This window comes from Streptomyces sp. AB3(2024) (assembly GCF_041862025.1).
Lineage (GTDB): Bacteria > Actinomycetota > Actinomycetes > Streptomycetales > Streptomycetaceae > Streptomyces.
In genome coordinates this window covers 14,570-27,845 of the sequence record NZ_JBGWAB010000019.1, presented here as the reverse complement: position 1 = coordinate 27,845, position 13,276 = coordinate 14,570, and the positions used below count along the sequence as shown (strand labels likewise).

At 71.9% G+C, this 13,276-nt stretch carries 16 protein-coding genes; 8 read left to right on the top strand and 8 right to left on the bottom strand.

From position 1 onward, the window contains the following. Window positions 1-55: 55 nt before the first annotated feature. The 3 genes from ACEPPI_RS10980 (at window position 56) to ACEPPI_RS10970 (ending at window position 2,782) form a co-directional block, all read left to right on the top strand. Window positions 56-580 carry an N-acetyltransferase family protein gene (locus ACEPPI_RS10980; RefSeq protein ID WP_373915035.1) on the top strand — a complete coding sequence of 175 codons (525 nt, stop codon included), beginning with the start codon at window positions 56-58 and terminating at the stop codon, window positions 578-580. 146 nt (window positions 581-726) lie between these two features. Beyond that, complete coding sequence (locus ACEPPI_RS10975; protein WP_373915094.1) at window positions 727-996, top strand: DUF4229 domain-containing protein; 270 nt, start codon at window positions 727-729, stop codon at window positions 994-996. A gap of 445 nt (window positions 997-1,441) precedes the next feature. Beyond that, complete coding sequence (locus tag ACEPPI_RS10970; RefSeq protein ID WP_373915034.1) at window positions 1,442-2,782, top strand: dicarboxylate/amino acid:cation symporter; 1,341 nt, start codon at window positions 1,442-1,444, stop codon at window positions 2,780-2,782. Between the two features lie 127 nt (window positions 2,783-2,909). Here ACEPPI_RS10970 and ACEPPI_RS10965 read toward each other — a convergent pair whose 3' ends face one another. The 4 genes from ACEPPI_RS10965 to ACEPPI_RS10950 all read right to left on the bottom strand — a co-directional run bounded on the left by ACEPPI_RS10965 (window position 2,910) and on the right by ACEPPI_RS10950 (window position 4,701). After that, entirely contained in the window at window positions 2,910-3,170 is a 261-nt protein-coding gene (locus ACEPPI_RS10965; protein WP_373915033.1) for a hypothetical protein, read from the bottom strand. 53 nt (window positions 3,171-3,223) lie between these two features. Beyond that, entirely contained in the window at window positions 3,224-3,538 is a 315-nt protein-coding gene (locus ACEPPI_RS10960) for a hypothetical protein (protein WP_373915032.1), read from the bottom strand. 105 nt (window positions 3,539-3,643) lie between these two features. Next, entirely contained in the window at window positions 3,644-3,835 is a 192-nt protein-coding gene (locus tag ACEPPI_RS10955; protein WP_373915031.1) for a DUF397 domain-containing protein, read from the bottom strand. Then, window positions 3,832-4,701, bottom strand: coding sequence for a helix-turn-helix domain-containing protein (locus ACEPPI_RS10950; protein ID WP_373915030.1), 870 nt, complete (start codon window positions 4,699-4,701; stop codon window positions 3,832-3,834). The genes ACEPPI_RS10955 and ACEPPI_RS10950 overlap by 4 nt, the downstream gene beginning before the upstream one ends. 154 nt (window positions 4,702-4,855) lie before the next feature. Here ACEPPI_RS10950 and ACEPPI_RS10945 point away from each other — a divergent pair, with 154 nt between their 5' ends. Together ACEPPI_RS10945 and ACEPPI_RS10940 are read left to right on the top strand one after the other, a co-directional pair. Next, window positions 4,856-5,278, top strand: coding sequence for an ATP-binding protein (locus tag ACEPPI_RS10945; RefSeq protein ID WP_373915029.1), 423 nt, complete (start codon window positions 4,856-4,858; stop codon window positions 5,276-5,278). Window positions 5,279-5,604: 326 nt separating this feature from the next. After that, window positions 5,605-6,480 (top strand): helix-turn-helix domain-containing protein, encoded by an 876-nt coding sequence (locus ACEPPI_RS10940; protein WP_373915028.1) that lies wholly within the window; start codon window positions 5,605-5,607, stop codon window positions 6,478-6,480. A 10-nt stretch (window positions 6,481-6,490) separates the two neighbouring features. Here ACEPPI_RS10940 and ACEPPI_RS10935 read toward each other — a convergent pair whose 3' ends face one another. Then, entirely contained in the window at window positions 6,491-6,898 is a 408-nt protein-coding gene (locus ACEPPI_RS10935; RefSeq protein ID WP_373915027.1) for a hypothetical protein, read from the bottom strand. Between the two features lie 204 nt (window positions 6,899-7,102). Beyond that, window positions 7,103-7,477, bottom strand: coding sequence for a VOC family protein (locus tag ACEPPI_RS10930; RefSeq protein WP_373915026.1), 375 nt, complete (start codon window positions 7,475-7,477; stop codon window positions 7,103-7,105). Window positions 7,478-7,773: 296 nt separating this feature from the next. On the opposite strand from ACEPPI_RS10930, the gene ACEPPI_RS10925 reads away from it, so the two are divergent. Beyond that, complete coding sequence (locus tag ACEPPI_RS10925) at window positions 7,774-8,121, top strand: GntR family transcriptional regulator (RefSeq protein WP_030232046.1); 348 nt, start codon at window positions 7,774-7,776, stop codon at window positions 8,119-8,121. Next, window positions 8,118-9,068 (top strand): DUF1648 domain-containing protein, encoded by a 951-nt coding sequence (locus tag ACEPPI_RS10920; RefSeq protein WP_373915025.1) that lies wholly within the window; start codon window positions 8,118-8,120, stop codon window positions 9,066-9,068. The genes ACEPPI_RS10925 and ACEPPI_RS10920 overlap by 4 nt, the downstream gene beginning before the upstream one ends. On the opposite strand, the gene ACEPPI_RS10915 is transcribed toward ACEPPI_RS10920, so the two are convergent. Further along, window positions 9,065-12,046, bottom strand: coding sequence for a HEAT repeat domain-containing protein (locus tag ACEPPI_RS10915; RefSeq protein ID WP_373915024.1), 2,982 nt, complete (start codon window positions 12,044-12,046; stop codon window positions 9,065-9,067). The genes ACEPPI_RS10920 and ACEPPI_RS10915 overlap by 4 nt on opposite strands. Before the next feature lie 234 nt (window positions 12,047-12,280). On the opposite strand from ACEPPI_RS10915, the gene ACEPPI_RS10910 reads away from it, so the two are divergent. Continuing rightward, entirely contained in the window at window positions 12,281-12,457 is a 177-nt protein-coding gene (locus ACEPPI_RS10910; protein ID WP_373915023.1) for a hypothetical protein, read from the top strand. Here ACEPPI_RS10910 and ACEPPI_RS10905 read toward each other — a convergent pair. Continuing rightward, window positions 12,442-13,173 carry a hypothetical protein gene (locus tag ACEPPI_RS10905; RefSeq protein WP_345176320.1) on the bottom strand — a complete coding sequence of 244 codons (732 nt, stop codon included), beginning with the start codon at window positions 13,171-13,173 and terminating at the stop codon, window positions 12,442-12,444. The genes ACEPPI_RS10910 and ACEPPI_RS10905 overlap by 16 nt on opposite strands. Window positions 13,174-13,276 lie beyond the last annotated feature (103 nt).

Genomic DNA, 13,276 nt, shown 5'->3' with positions numbered 1-13,276 from the left:
CCGGACCGGGGCTTTTGCGTTGCCCGAAGGAGTTGGTAATGACTATTATTCAGTTATGACCCTTACGTTTACCTTCGACCCGGTGGTCGATCCCGCCCTGCGCGACGGCATCGCCGAGCTGTGGACCGAGGTCTCCAACGCGGGTGGCGCGGTCGGCTTCGTGCCGCCCGTCACCCGTGACGTCATCCGGCCGGAGCTGGTCAAGCACCTCGCCGCCATGGCCGAGGGCCGCCATCGGCTGCTGGTGGGGCGCGACGAGCGGGGCGAGGTCGCGGCCGTCGCGTTCCTCGCCCTCAACACGCACCGGTTGCAGACGCACTGGGTCTGGGCGTACACCGTCATGGTCGGCCCCGCCCTCCAGGGCCGCGGCGCCGGCCGGGAGCTGATGGCCGCCCTCGCCGACGCGGCGCGCTCGCTGGAGGGGATCGAGGCCATCCGCCTCTCCTGCCGCGGCGGCCTCGGGCTGGAGCACTTCTACGCGGCGTGCGGCTACAAGGAGGTCGGCCGCGTCCCCGACGCCATCCGGGTCGCCCCGGGCGACGACCGCGACGACATCACCATGCTGCTGCCGCTGCACTGACCGGCGGGGGAGTCCGGCGGGTGACCCCGGCGGGCCGTAGCGGGGGCCCGGCGTGCTTCACTGGTGAGGCACGTGCCGCCGTAGACGACGAGAGAGAAGGGGTCACCGTGTCCCTCAAGCCGAGCGCGACGATCCGCTACACCGCGATGCGCCTGGGCATCTTCGTCGGATGCCTGGTCCTGGTCGCCGTCCTGGTCAACGTGGGCTGGATGCCCGCAGGTCTGGGCGACGCGAACCCCGCCTGGGTCGTGCTGCTCGCCCTGGTGATCTCCGCCCCGCTCTCCTTCATCCTGCTGCGCAAGCAGCGTGACGAGATGTCCGAGCAGATCGCCGGACGCGTCGCGGGTGCGAAGGGCAAGCTCGCCGCGAACCGCAACCAGGAGGACGCGGCCGACGACGCCGCCCGCGTGAGCTGACGGGAGCCCGTGGGCTTCCTCACACACCGAACGCGCCGAACTCCACCGAAGCGCACCGAACCGCCCCAGCGCCGGGAACACCCCCTGGTCCGCTGGGGCTTCGGCATTTCCGGGGAGACGCGCTCCGGGCCCGCGCGAGCTCGACCCAAAGTACGCCTTTGAGATTCTCAAAGGAGAAGTGTTAGCGTGTTCAACATGTTGACCGCCGCAGCGCACCCGATGACCGTGAGCGTCCCGCTCGTGTCACGCCTGCACGTCGACCTCTGCCGCCGCGTGTCCGCGGCCTGTTGCTGTTGCCGCTGATTCCCCTCGCCCCGTCGAGCCGAATCGATACAGCAGCGGTCCCCGGCCGGCCCGGCCCCTTTCCGGCTGCTGCCGCACCGCATCCCCCGCAGAACACCTCGCAGAAACCTTCCGCCCCACCCCCGTGCGTCACCCCCGGAGAGTGTCCGTGTCCGCGTCCCCCCAGGCCCAGGCTCCCGCCAAGGCCTCGTTCAAGTTCCCGTTCTGGGCCCAGATAGTCGCCGGCCTCGCGCTCGGCGTCCTGTTCGGCTGGCTCGCCCGCAGCCAGGACATCAGCTGGCTCAAGACCTCCCTCGAACAGGTCGGCGACATCTTCATCCAGCTGCTGAAGCTGGCCGTCGCACCTCTCGTCTTCTTCGCGATCCTGGTGTCCATCACCAACCTCCGCAAGGTGAACAACGCCGCGCGGCTCGCCACCCGCACGCTGCTCTGGTTCATGATCACCTCGCTGATCGCGGTCGCCATCGGCCTGGCCATCGGCCTGCTGACCGACCCGGGCGCGGGCACCGGCCTCACCCCGGCCGACGGCAAGGAGCCCAAGCGGCACGGCTCCTGGATCGACTTCCTGACCGGCATCGTGCCGAAGGACATCATCACGCCGTTCACCGAGCTGAACGTCCTGCAGATCGTCTTCCTCGCCGCCGTCGCAGGCATCGCCGCCCTCCAGCTCGGCGGCAAGGCCCAGCCCGTCCTGAACCTGGCCGAGTCGGTCCTGGAACTCCTCCAGAAGGCCCTGTGGTGGGTCATCCGCCTCGCCCCGATCGGCACCGTCGGCCTCATCGGCACCGCCATCGCGAGCTACGGCTGGGACCTGATCGGCAAGTACGCCACCTTCACCGCCGACATCTACATCGGCTGCGCCCTGGTGATGTTCGGCGTCTACCCGCTGCTCCTCGCTACGGTCGCCAAGGTCAACCCGGTCCAGTTCTTCAAGGGCGCCTGGCCCGCGATCCAGCTCGCCTTCGTCTCCCGCTCCTCGGTCGGCACCATGCCGGTCACCCAGAAGGTCACCGAGCGCCTCGGCGTCCCGAAGGAGTACGCCTCCTTCGCCGTCCCGTTCGGCGCCACGACCAAGATGGACGGCTGCGCCGCGATCTACCCGGCGCTCGCCGCGATCTTCATCGCGAACATCTTCGACGTGCAGCTGGGCATCAAGGAGTACCTGCTCATCGCGTTCGTCTCGGTCGTCGGCTCCGCCGCCACGGCCGGTCTCACCGGCGCGACCGTGATGCTGACCCTCACCCTCTCCACGCTGGGCCTGCCGCTGGCCGGTGTCGGCCTGCTGATGGCGATCGACCCGATCCTCGACATGATGCGCACCGCCACCAACGTGGCCGGCCAGGCGCTCGTCCCGGTCCTCGTCTCGGCCCGTGAGGGGATCCTGGACAAGGAGGCGTACGCCGCCGCCTCGTCCTCCCCGCTCGACGAGCCCGCCGCCGCCCCGGCCGCGGCCGAGCCGGCGAAGGTCCCCGTCGCCGCCTGACGCGCACGCACCCACCGCAGCCCCGCCCCCGTCCGGGCGGGGCTGCGGCGTTCGCGGAGCGAGCCGGTACGGGGCTCTTTCCCGGCGTGGCCGGTGGCCTGCGAAGAGAGCGGGGCGCGGGGCGTGCTCAGACCGTCTGCCAGCGCAGGAACGCGAGCGTTGCGAGGAGGAAGGGCCCCGCGTACCACCAGCGGCCCAGCGTGCGGTGGAAGACGGGCACGGCGGTGAGCAGCAGCCCGACGAAGCACAGCCCGACGCCGATCCCGGCCATCAACCGGGCGTCGTCGCGCATGCGGTCATCGGGGAAATCGGGCTGCAACACCAGCGCGCCGTAACAGAAGTACGCGGCGGGCAGATAGCAGAAGAGGACCAGGGGCAGGCCCAGCACCCACCGCAGGCACCCCTGGTCGGCGGGCAGGTCGACGGACTCGCGGCGCGGGCTCAGAACAGGGCCGCCAGCCGGACCGAGGCGATGGCGCCGAGCACGACGGCCGGGGCGGTCCACCACAGGCCCAGCGCCCGCCGGACCGAGGGGCGCAGGCACAGCTGGATCGCGCCGATGCTGAGGCAGATGGAGAACAGGCAGGCCAGCTCTGCCGCCCCGAGCCCGTCCCGGTCCGAGGGGACGGACTGCCCGTCGTTGAGTACGACGTAGACGGTGGCGGCGTTGAGCAGGTGCACGGCCGCGAGCACGGAGCCGGCGACCTGCCGGAACCGTGCCCGGTCGGAGGCCCGCCGAGGGGTTGAGATGTTCATGGTGATCACGACCGCCGCGGGGGCCGGACGGTTGCACGGCCGCCGCGGCGAAACGGAAGGACCACGACCTTGAGCCGGCCGTCCGGGGCGGCGGCCGGTTGCCCGTCAGCGGGCGGAGGCGTAGGGGAGGAAGCCCGTCCAGGCGTGGCGGGTGAAGGTGATGTGGGGGAGGGCGGTGTCCTTGGAGTCGCGGATGTGGATCGCGGCAGGAGTGTTCGCGACCTCGACGCAGTCGTTGCCATCGCTGCTGTCGCTGTAGCTGCTCTTGGACCAGTGCAGCTCGGGGTGGTCGGTCATGTCTCTCCCAGGAGTTCCTTGATGAAGGCCAGCGAATCTCGCGGCGTGAGCGCCTGAGCTCGGATGATGCCATAGCGGAGTTCCAGGATCCTGAGCTGTTTCGGGTCGGAGACCGGGCGGCCGTAGAACGCCCCATCCGATCGGCCCACGGCTGAGCCGTCCTGGAACTTCAGCACCTGGATGCGCCCTGCCATGCCCGCGTGCTCTTCGACCTCGGTCGGCATGACCTGCAACTCGACGTTGGGCAACTGGGCCACCTCCAACAAGCGTTCAAGCTGCCGACGCAGAACCATTGTCCCTCCGATCGGCCGCCGTAGGGTGACTGCTTCCTGGACGAAGCTGAGCGTCGGTGCGGGAGATCGCTCGAAGATGGATTGCCGACCCATGCGGCCGGCCAGCATCCTCTCCGTTTCGTCCGGCGTATAGACCGGACGCCACGTCTTGAAGAGTGCTCGTGTGTATTCCGGCGTTTGCAGGAGCCCATGGATGTTGTGGTTGCTGTAGGTGTGCATCTCGACGGCCCTGGACTCCAGCTTCGCGAGGTCCCGGACTTGCTTCGGGTAGCGCACCTGCTCCGTGTCCGCCTTCATCGCCGCGATCTTGCCGCCCGCCCCCAGGGCCTCGTCCGCCCTGTCCAGGTACTCCGGGCGCGGGATCCGTTTGCCCGACTCGACCTTGCGGACCAGGTCTTCCCCGTATCCGACGGCCACGCCGAAGTCGGCGGCCCGCATGCCCGCCTCCTCCCGCCACGCCTTCAGCTGGCGGCCGAGCGCGGCGAGGACCGCGATGCCCTGTTCGTCGTCGGGGTCGACCTCCCAGCCCGCGTCTTCCGTTTCCGCCTCCGCGCCGTCACCGTCCACGCTCATGCGTACCCTCCTCAGGACGTGCCGATTTCCCCAACGCCCCTCCCCACGGGCCTTCGCGGACAGCCGGGACAGCACCGGACAAGCGTGGGACAGAGTCCCGACGCGAGGGCGTTTCCGCTTCACACGGTACGCACGACCGCCCACGCTGAGTGACGTGAATACTCAAATCGGTTGTTCCGAGACCCGGTTCGCCGCACTCCTGCCCGCCACGCCCCGAGGGGCCCGGCAGGCGCGGCAGCTAGCCGTTGGGCAGGCGCTCGCCTGGGGGCTGGACGGTGAGCCGGTCGGGCTGGTGGTGGGGGAGCTCGCCGCCAACGCGGTGACCCACGGCCGGGTTCCCGGGCGGAACTTCCAGGTGGTGCTGAGCCGGGCCGGGCGGGTGCTCCGGATCGAGGTCGTCGACGCCCGCCGTGACCGGATCCCCCTTCCTCGCGACGCGGATGCCGGCTCGGAGGGCGGGCGGGGGCTGGTGCTGGTCGCGGCCGTCGCCGACCGGTGGGGGGTCGAGGAGGGGCCGCCTCCGTGCAAGGCGGTGTGGGTGGAGCTGGACCTTCCCGGTGAGCGGCGGGAGCCGTGACGCGGGCGGCCGGGACGCGGCGTTCCTCGACGTATACCTACTCAAGTACCGAGGTAAATCCAACCCACCCACCCCTCCGGCTCCCCGCTCACTCGCACGGGTGAACTGTGCCAACTCGGCTGGATTTCGCGAGGGTTGGCGGGCATATGCTCGCCCCACAACATCAGAACTGAGACGGCCCCCGCCGGGACTGGCATCCCGGGCGAGGGCCTGACCAACTAGGAAGTAGCACCTTCCCAATGGCTCTTGAACACCCTAACGCGCGCTCGCGCGCCGCGTCCCGGCATCGCGCCGGAACCGCCCCTTCAGGTGTCGTCCACGTCAACGTGCGGCACACCGATCACTACACCGTGGTGGGCAACCACCTCGCCCAGCACCGGGCGTTGTCGCTCGTCGCGATCGGCCTCGCGCTCCACATCCAGTCGCTGCCCGCCGGTGCCAGGGTCGGCATCAAGGCGCTCGCCGGCCGGTTCCCCGAGGGGGAGATCCGGATCGCCACCGCCCTGCGGGAGCTGGAGGCCCACGGGTACCTGGAGCGCAGCCGCGTACGGACCGAGGACGGGCGGCTGGTGACCCGGACCGTGTCCTACAACCGCCCGCGCAGGCCGGGCGGTCCGGTCCCCGACCCCCCGCCCCCGCCGCCGGACCGGGCGCGCGTACCGGAGCCGGAGCCGCAGCCCGTGCCGGAGCCGCAGCCCGTGCCGGAGCCCGTGCCCGTGCCGGAGCCCGTGCCCGAGGCGGGGCCCGTGGCGGTGCCGGAGTCCTTGGCGGTGCCGGTGGCCGAACCGCGGCCCGCACCCGAGCCCCCGTCAACGGCCGCCGCCCGGCAGGAGGCCGTCGACCTCCTCGCCCGGCTGCGGGTCGACGACCCCCGGCTGCTGCTCGCGGAGCGCGACGTACGGCAGCTCGCGCCGGGTGTGTCCGCCTGGCTGGACCGGGGCGCCGATCCGGAGGCGGTACGGCACGTGCTCACGGGGAACCTGCCCGCCGAGATGCGCAGCCCGGCCGCGGTGATCGGGTACCGGCTGCGGGCCGGGATCCCGCCGCGGATGCCGACGGCCCCGGCCCCGGCCTCCGCCCCGCAAGCCCGGCGGCCCGATCCGTTCCAGGACTGCGACGGCTGCGAACGCGTCTTCCGCTCCCCGGTCCCCGGCCGCTGCGACGACTGCCCGCCGCTCGGTGGGCCAACGGCCGCGGCCTAGCGCGCCGTTCCTACTCGGGGCACTTCAGGCAGTCGTACGGGCTCCACTCCTGCCCAGGCGCCATGCGGGTCCGGCCCCAGGCCTTGTCCCACTGGCCGGTGGCGTAGACGGTGATCGCGTACGGGTGGTCGGGGTCCGGGCGCTCCTGGACCGTGATCTTGCTCTTGACCGAGCCGCCGAGGGACCACCAGCCGCCCCACTGGCCGTTCGTGGTGTAGCGCGTCCACATCGCGTTGTCGGTGCCGACGATGAACTGCTCCTTCTGGCCGCCCGGGAGCGCGTGCTTGGTGACCCCGTACTCGCAGATGTAGAGGCCCCCGCCGCCCGCCTCGCACGTGGACGCCTGTGCCGGTGTGGCGGCGACGGCGAGTCCGGCGACGGCGGCGGCCGCGAGGACGATCGCCTTCAACTTCTTCATGCTGGAGCAGACCCTTCGGTGCGGCGCCGGGAAACCGTTGGTCGGTCGGTTCCCGTACGCCCGTTCACCCTAGGGTCGGTTCGCGGCCCCTCCCGGCGCCCGGCGCGGGCCTGTGGGGAGGGCTGCCCGAAGAAGCAGAGCCCGCGTGGGCCGGGTGGTCCGGCAGGGCAGTTTCCGGCAGGTCGCGGGGGCAGGGGCGGCCGGTCAGGCCTTCCGCTCGGCGGCGCTGCGTTCGACGCAGAACTCGTTGCCCTCGGGGTCCGCCATGGTCACCCAGCCGGTGCCGTCCGGCTTGCGGTGGTCGCCCGCGACGGTGGCGCCGAGGGAGAGGAGCCGTTCCACTTCCTCGTCGCGGGTGCGGTCCTGTGGCTGGAGGTCCAGGTGCACCCGGTTCTTGACGGTCTTGGCGTCCGCGACGGTGATGAAGAGGAGGGCGGTGCCGGGCGCGGTCACCAGCGCTTCCGGGTCGCCCGGGTGGTCGTCGTCGGCGAGGGAGCCGTCCAGGGCCCCGGCCCAGAAGCGGGCCAGGGCGTAGGCGTCGGCGCAGTCGAAGGTCACGTGGCGTACGAGAGAACTCATGAGCGGCACTATCGGCCGACCCGGCGGAGGCTGTCCACGGAGATTCGGGGGCGCGGGGGAAGCGCCCCCGCCGTGGGGCGGGGACGCCTCGGTGCGCCTCGGCGCGGCTCGCGGCTCGCGGCTACCGGCTACCGGTACCCGACGGTCCAGGCCTGGTTCGCGGCCCCGCGCTTCTCGGGCCACTGGATCATCTGCTGGCCGTTATATGCCGGACCTCTGACCATCCAGGAAGGTGGCCGTCCGGCCGTCGGCGTGTCTGGCCGATTGGTGGTGATGGTGCTATGGTCACTAGCACCATGTTGCTGAGGCTGAACACCGCGGACCCACGTCCCCTCCACGAACAGGTGGCGGGAGCCGTCCGGCGCGCCATCGCCGAGGGCGAATGCGCCCCCGGAGACCGGATCCCGCCCGCACGGGACCTGGCGGGGGCGCTCGGGGTCAATGCCAACACCGTCCTGCGGGCGTTGCGCGTCCTGCGCGACGAGGGGCTGCTGGAGTTCCGGCGGGGCCGCGGGGTGACCGTCGCGGAGGGGGCGGGCGGGCGCTCGGGGCTGCTGGACCGCGTACGCGGACTGGTGGAGGACGGGGCGCGGCTCGGGTACAGCAAGGCCGATCTCATCGAGATGATCAGGGAGTTGCCGTGAAGGACCGGGCGGGGTGGGGCGTGGCCGGCGGGGCCGCGGGGGTTCTGGTGCTACTGGTGGGGATGCCGGTGGCGGCGAGCGGGCGGCTGCCGGACCGGCTGGCCACGCACTGGTCCGCGGGCTCCGGGTCCCCGGACGGCTCGATGCCGCTGTGGGCGGCGGCCCTGTTCCCGGCGCTGATCTGGGTGCTCCTGGTGCTCGGGGTCGTCCTGGGGCGGCGGTTCGCGGGGCCGGGCGGCGGCTGGGTCGCGGGCACGCTGGCGGGCGCCGGGGTGGGGCTGGCCGGGGGGCAGGCCGCGATCGTACGGGCCAACCTGGACCGGGCGGACTGGCGGCAGGCCGGGTCGGTGACGGCGTGGGTCGTGGGGGTCGCGGTGGCGGCCGTACTGGCGGCGGTCGGCGGGGCGCTGGCGGGCCGCCGGGGCGCGGGCGGGGCAGAACCTCCCGCCGCCGGGCCCCGGATGGAGATCCCGGACGGCGAACGGCTCGTCTGGCTCTCCCGCGAGAGCAACCCGTGGCTCCGCCTGACCGGGGCCGTACTGGGCCTGGTGGCGGCGGCCGGCGTGCTGGCGGCCCTGGCCGGGCTGGCCGACGCCGCGGCGTGGGCGCTGGTCGCGTCGACCGGCTCCGCGGCCCTGGCCGTGCTGCTCTGCTCGTCGGTCCGGGCGCGGGTGACGGCCGACGGCCTGGAGGTGGCCTTCGGCCCGCTGGGGCTGCCGGTGCGGCGCTGGGCGGCGCGGGACATCGAATCGGCCCGCACGGAACACCGCACCCCGTTGCGGGCGGGCGGCTGGGGGTACCGCATCAACGGCCTGGGCACGACGGTGATGCTGCGGGGCGGCGAATGCCTGGTCATCCGCGCGAAGGGCAAGGACTTCGCGATCAGCGTGGACGACGCGGAGCGGGGCGCCGCGCTGCTGAACTCCGTCTCGGGGCGCCGGGGTTAGTCCCCCTCGGCTGCCTTCTTGAGCGCCTCTTCGGTTGCCTGCCGTACAGCCGGTGCGGTGTCGGCTGCCAGCCGGCGGACGGCCTCTTCGGCGGCAGTGTCGCCCGGCCACCCGGCGACGAGCGCTCTGGCGACCGACGTGCGGACCCGGGCATGCGGGTCGTCCGCGAGCCTCAGCACGGCATCCCGGGCGGCCTGGTTGCCGGACCAGCCTCGCGCGAGTGCGGAAGCGGTCACCTGGCGGACATCTCGGTCGTGGTCGTCCGTGAGCCGCTGGACGGTGTCACGGGCGGACCCGATGCCTGGCCAGCCGATCGCGAGCGCATCGGCGGCGCGCCCGCGGACGCTCGGATCGAGGTCTGCGGCCAGCTGCGAAACGGCGTGTTCGACTGCGGGCTCGCCTGGCCAGCCCACGGCGAGCGCGGCCACTGCGTACCGGCGGACCGTCGTGCTCCCGTCGCTGACCAGCTGTAGAACAACGTTCCGGCCCGTCGGATCGCCGGGCCAGCCTTCTGCCAGTGCGTCAGCGGCCCAGTGCCGGACCTCGGCGTTGGAATCCTCGGCCAGCCGCAGGACGGCATCACGGGCGCGCAGGTCACCCGGCCAGCCTTTGGCGAGCGCGAAGGCGGCGAGCTGGCGGGTCTCCCAGTACTGGTCGCCGGCCAGCTGCAGGACGGACTGACGTGCTGTCGAGTCGCCGGGCCACCCGTCCGCCAGTGCGAAGACGGCCCAACCCCGGGTAGCGGAATCCGAGTCGTGGGCCAGCCGCAGGACGGCGTCACGTACCAGCGGATCGCCTGGCCAGCCTGCCGCGAGTGAGGTCGAGACGTTGCGGCGGACTTCTGTGTTTCGGTCGTCGGCCAGCCGGAGAACGGCGTCCCGCCCTCTGGGCTCGCCGGGCCAGCCTTCTGCCAGTGCGTCAGCGGCCCAGTGCCGGACCTCGGCGTTGGAATCCTCGGCCAGCCGCAGGACGGCATCACGGGCGATCAGGTCACCCGGCCAGCCTTTCGCGAGCGCGGAAGCCGCCCGTCGGCGGACTTCCGTGTCGCCGTCGTCGGCCCTCCGCAGGAGAGTGTCACGGGCTGCGCGGTCCTCTGGCCAGCCGCTCGCCAGCGCGGAAGCCGCAGATTGGCGGACATCCACATCTACGTCTTCGGTCAGCTGCAGGACGATGTCACGGACCGTGGAATCGTTGCCCCAGCCCTTTCCGAGCGCGGTGGCGACGGCCTCGCGGACGATGGGATGCCGGTCGTGGGCGAGGCGTAGAAGTACGTTCCGGGTCGTGGGATCACCCGGCCAGCCCTCCGCAAGTCCGTCGACCGCGTACTGACGGACCCGTGTGTCCATGTCGTCGGCGAGCCGTTGAAGCATGTTTCTCACCACAGGTTGCCCTGGCCAGCCTTCGGCCAGGGAGGAAGCCGCATGCCTACGGACGTCCGCCTCCGCGTCGGCAGCGAGCCGTACGGCGGCGTCAAGGGCAGTCGGGTCGCCTGGCCAGCCTTCCGCGAGTGCCGAAGCCGCGTTTCCGCGTACCTTCGTGTCGCCGTCGCCGGCCAGCCGTTGCACCATGTCATGGGCCGTCGGGTTGCCTGGCCAACCCTGCGAGAGGCTGTCGGCCGCGTAGTAGCGGACGTTCCAATCGGGGTCTTCGGCCAGCCGCAGGACGATGTCACGGGCAGTGGCGTCGTTGCTCCAGCTGCGTCCGAGCGCCCTGGCCACGGATTCGCGGACGTCGGCATGTGAGTCATCGGCGAGCCGAAGCAGCGCGTCCCGGGCGGCCGCATGGCCCGGCCACCCCTCCGCAAGGCCGTCGGCGGCGTGCTCGCGGACTTTTGGTTCCGGGTCGGAGGCCAGGCGAAGGACGGCCTCCCGGGCGGCCTCGACGTAACGCCAGTTGGCCGTGAGCGTGGCGACCGCTCCGTAGCGCGAGGCGGGGTTGGTGGAGCGGGTGGAGGCCAGCACGACCGCGAGTTCGTCGTCCGGCTGGAGGAAGGTGTCGTCACCTGCGAAGGTACTGCGCAGTTCCTCCACCTTCTGCTCCTCGCGGGCGTTCGCCTCTTGAGCCTTGGCCAGCGCGGAGGCGATGTCGTCAAGAGCCGGCTGCGAGAACAGGTTGCCGGTCGGCAGCTGCCGGGGAGAGCCGGCCGGGCCCGGGTAGGTCAGGACGAGCTCCGAGACGTCGGGGTGCAGGGAGAGCCGTTGGATCTCGGCGTGAGCACGGTCCCACAGGCCCTCCAGCTCGCGTTTGCGGACGGCGGCCCGCTCGGTCTCCTGTTGCGCGGCAGCCTTGTGGAACAGGGCTTGACGTGTCTCGTCACGCAGGCGGGCAAGACCCCGCGCATCGGTGCTCTGTTGTGCCCGGATCTCGCGGATGCCGTTTCCGGCGATGATCTCGCGTAGCGCGTTGGTGATCTGGAACATGGTCACGAGCAGGAATTCCGCGTCCCGCAGAGCATGGCGCAGCCGTGTCTCCGCGTGGCGGGCACGTTCCAGGTCCCGCTCCATGCGGGCGGAGTCACGCTGTTGTAGGTACAGGCTGGCGGTGTCGTCGTCGGTGCGCTGCGCGGGCACCGGAGGTGGGGTGGTGGGGGTGCTTGGCGGAGCTGTGGCGGCCAGGACGAGTGCGCGGCCCTGGTCGCAGCGCCGCTGATGCTCCTCCGTTGTGAGACCGGCGGCCAGCTTGGTGATGTGCAGGAACCGGAGGGTGAACGGCACCGGAGGTCTGGGCTTCGCCTGCGCGCTGAAGAGGCGGTCGATGTGGGACTTGGAGTACGCCATGTCGCTGATGAGGAACTCGGGACGCTGCACTGCCTGCGCGCCCCCACCCCGGGCTGCGAGCTGTTCCTGTTCGCGGCGGGCGGCCTTCCTGAAGGCGGCTTCGATCTCGCGCGAGCCCATTCCGGCCTCCGTGGCCTGGCGTCGAAGGAAGTTGCCGTACTCCTCCCACGCACTCGGGCCGGTCTCCTGCGGGTCGTCCATGGATCGCACGCTCGCGCCTTCCCTCGTTCGGACCGTCCCCGGGACGGCTCACCTCGTCCCCGAGCGGACGGGGTTTCGGGCGATCCGCGCAGGCTGGCGGAGTCCGTCGCCCCAGGTGGTCCCAGAACGGCCCCGCCGGTCCCTGCCCAGTTGGGGACCGGGTTCAAACGGGTCAGGGTCTCCTCAAGTCCGGTTCGGCGCAGGCGCGTCGGGCCCCTCGTGGAGGAGAGTCGTATGCGCAGTGACCACGCCCAGGGTCTCGCCCTGCAGTTGCCCGAGGGCGTGCGGGACGTGCTGCTCGCCGCCGCGCCCGAGTTCGTCGGGTCGGTCGCGGCGGCGGTCGTTCTCGGCCTCGTCGCCTGGGGGTGGCGCCGGGTCGTGCGGAAGGCGCGGGGTCAGGAGCGGGAGTAGGAGCCCAGGCCGATGAGGCAGTACACGTACTGGTTGATGACGCTGCCGTTGAGCGTGTAGCGGTACGAGAAGGCGTACTCCGTGTCCGGGTTGCTCTTGCACTGCTCCATGTCGGAGGAGAAGGGGAACCGCTGGATCACCTTGTAGTGCGCGTCCGACGCCGAGCAGGAGACCTCCTTGACGTCGTCCACCCGCTGGGCCGTCTCCGAGTCCGGGAGCCGGCCGTTGAGGCAGGTGCCCTTGTCGAAGGGGGTGGGGGCGGCCTCCGTGGTGGGGAGCGGGAGCGCCGGGAGGGTCGGGAGGGTGGGGCGGGTGGTGCTCGGGGCGTAGGTGTAGGTGGGGGTCGGGTACGGGTCCCGGGTGGTCGGGGCGGCGTACGTCGGGGAGTGGGAGGCGGTGTTCTTCGAGTCGTCGTCCTTGCCGTCGTTCGTCACGACGATGGCGATGATCACGGCCGCCACGACGCCCAGCGCGAGCAGGCAGCCCAGCGGGCTCGACTTCTTCGGCGGTGCGGCCGGCGCGGGCGCGGCCCCCGCCGGTGTCACCCGGACCCGCAGCAGCACCTCGTTGTCGCCGAAGCGGGCGCGGACCAGGTCGCCGTCGCGGGACGGTGGGATGCGCAGCCGGGCCGTGCCGTTGGGCAGGGGAACGGTGACGACCGTGCCCTCGGCGGCCTGCTGCGGGGTGAGCGGTAACTGGATTTCCTGCGGCGACACCGGCGGACTCCTCACGGCGGACGGGAGTGCGGAAGCCGTCGACCGGGCCCCCGCGGGGGATTCTGCCCAGTGGGGGTGGCCTGACGCAGGCGTTCCGCGGTGC

Excerpts from the sequence above, each read along its gene's own strand:
- ACEPPI_RS10910 (WP_373915023.1), top strand. The coding sequence starts at position 12,281 with ATGCGCAGTGACCACGCCCAGGGTCTCGCCCTGCAGTTGCCCGAGGGC.
- ACEPPI_RS10955 (WP_373915031.1), bottom strand. The coding sequence starts at position 3,835 with ATGACCGACCACCCCGAGCTGCACTGGTCCAAGAGCAGCTACAGCGAC.
- ACEPPI_RS10960 (WP_373915032.1), bottom strand. The coding sequence starts at position 3,538 with ATGAACATCTCAACCCCTCGGCGGGCCTCCGACCGGGCACGGTTCCGG.
- ACEPPI_RS10980 (WP_373915035.1), top strand. The coding sequence starts at position 56 with ATGACCCTTACGTTTACCTTCGACCCGGTGGTCGATCCCGCCCTGCGC.
- ACEPPI_RS10925 (WP_030232046.1), top strand. The coding sequence starts at position 7,774 with ATGTTGCTGAGGCTGAACACCGCGGACCCACGTCCCCTCCACGAACAG.
- ACEPPI_RS10975 (WP_373915094.1), top strand. The coding sequence starts at position 727 with ATGCGCCTGGGCATCTTCGTCGGATGCCTGGTCCTGGTCGCCGTCCTG.
- ACEPPI_RS10950 (WP_373915030.1), bottom strand. The coding sequence starts at position 4,701 with ATGAGCGTGGACGGTGACGGCGCGGAGGCGGAAACGGAAGACGCGGGC.
- ACEPPI_RS10930 (WP_373915026.1), bottom strand. The coding sequence starts at position 7,477 with ATGAGTTCTCTCGTACGCCACGTGACCTTCGACTGCGCCGACGCCTAC.
- ACEPPI_RS10915 (WP_373915024.1), bottom strand. The coding sequence starts at position 12,046 with ATGGACGACCCGCAGGAGACCGGCCCGAGTGCGTGGGAGGAGTACGGC.
- ACEPPI_RS10935 (WP_373915027.1), bottom strand. The coding sequence starts at position 6,898 with ATGAAGAAGTTGAAGGCGATCGTCCTCGCGGCCGCCGCCGTCGCCGGA.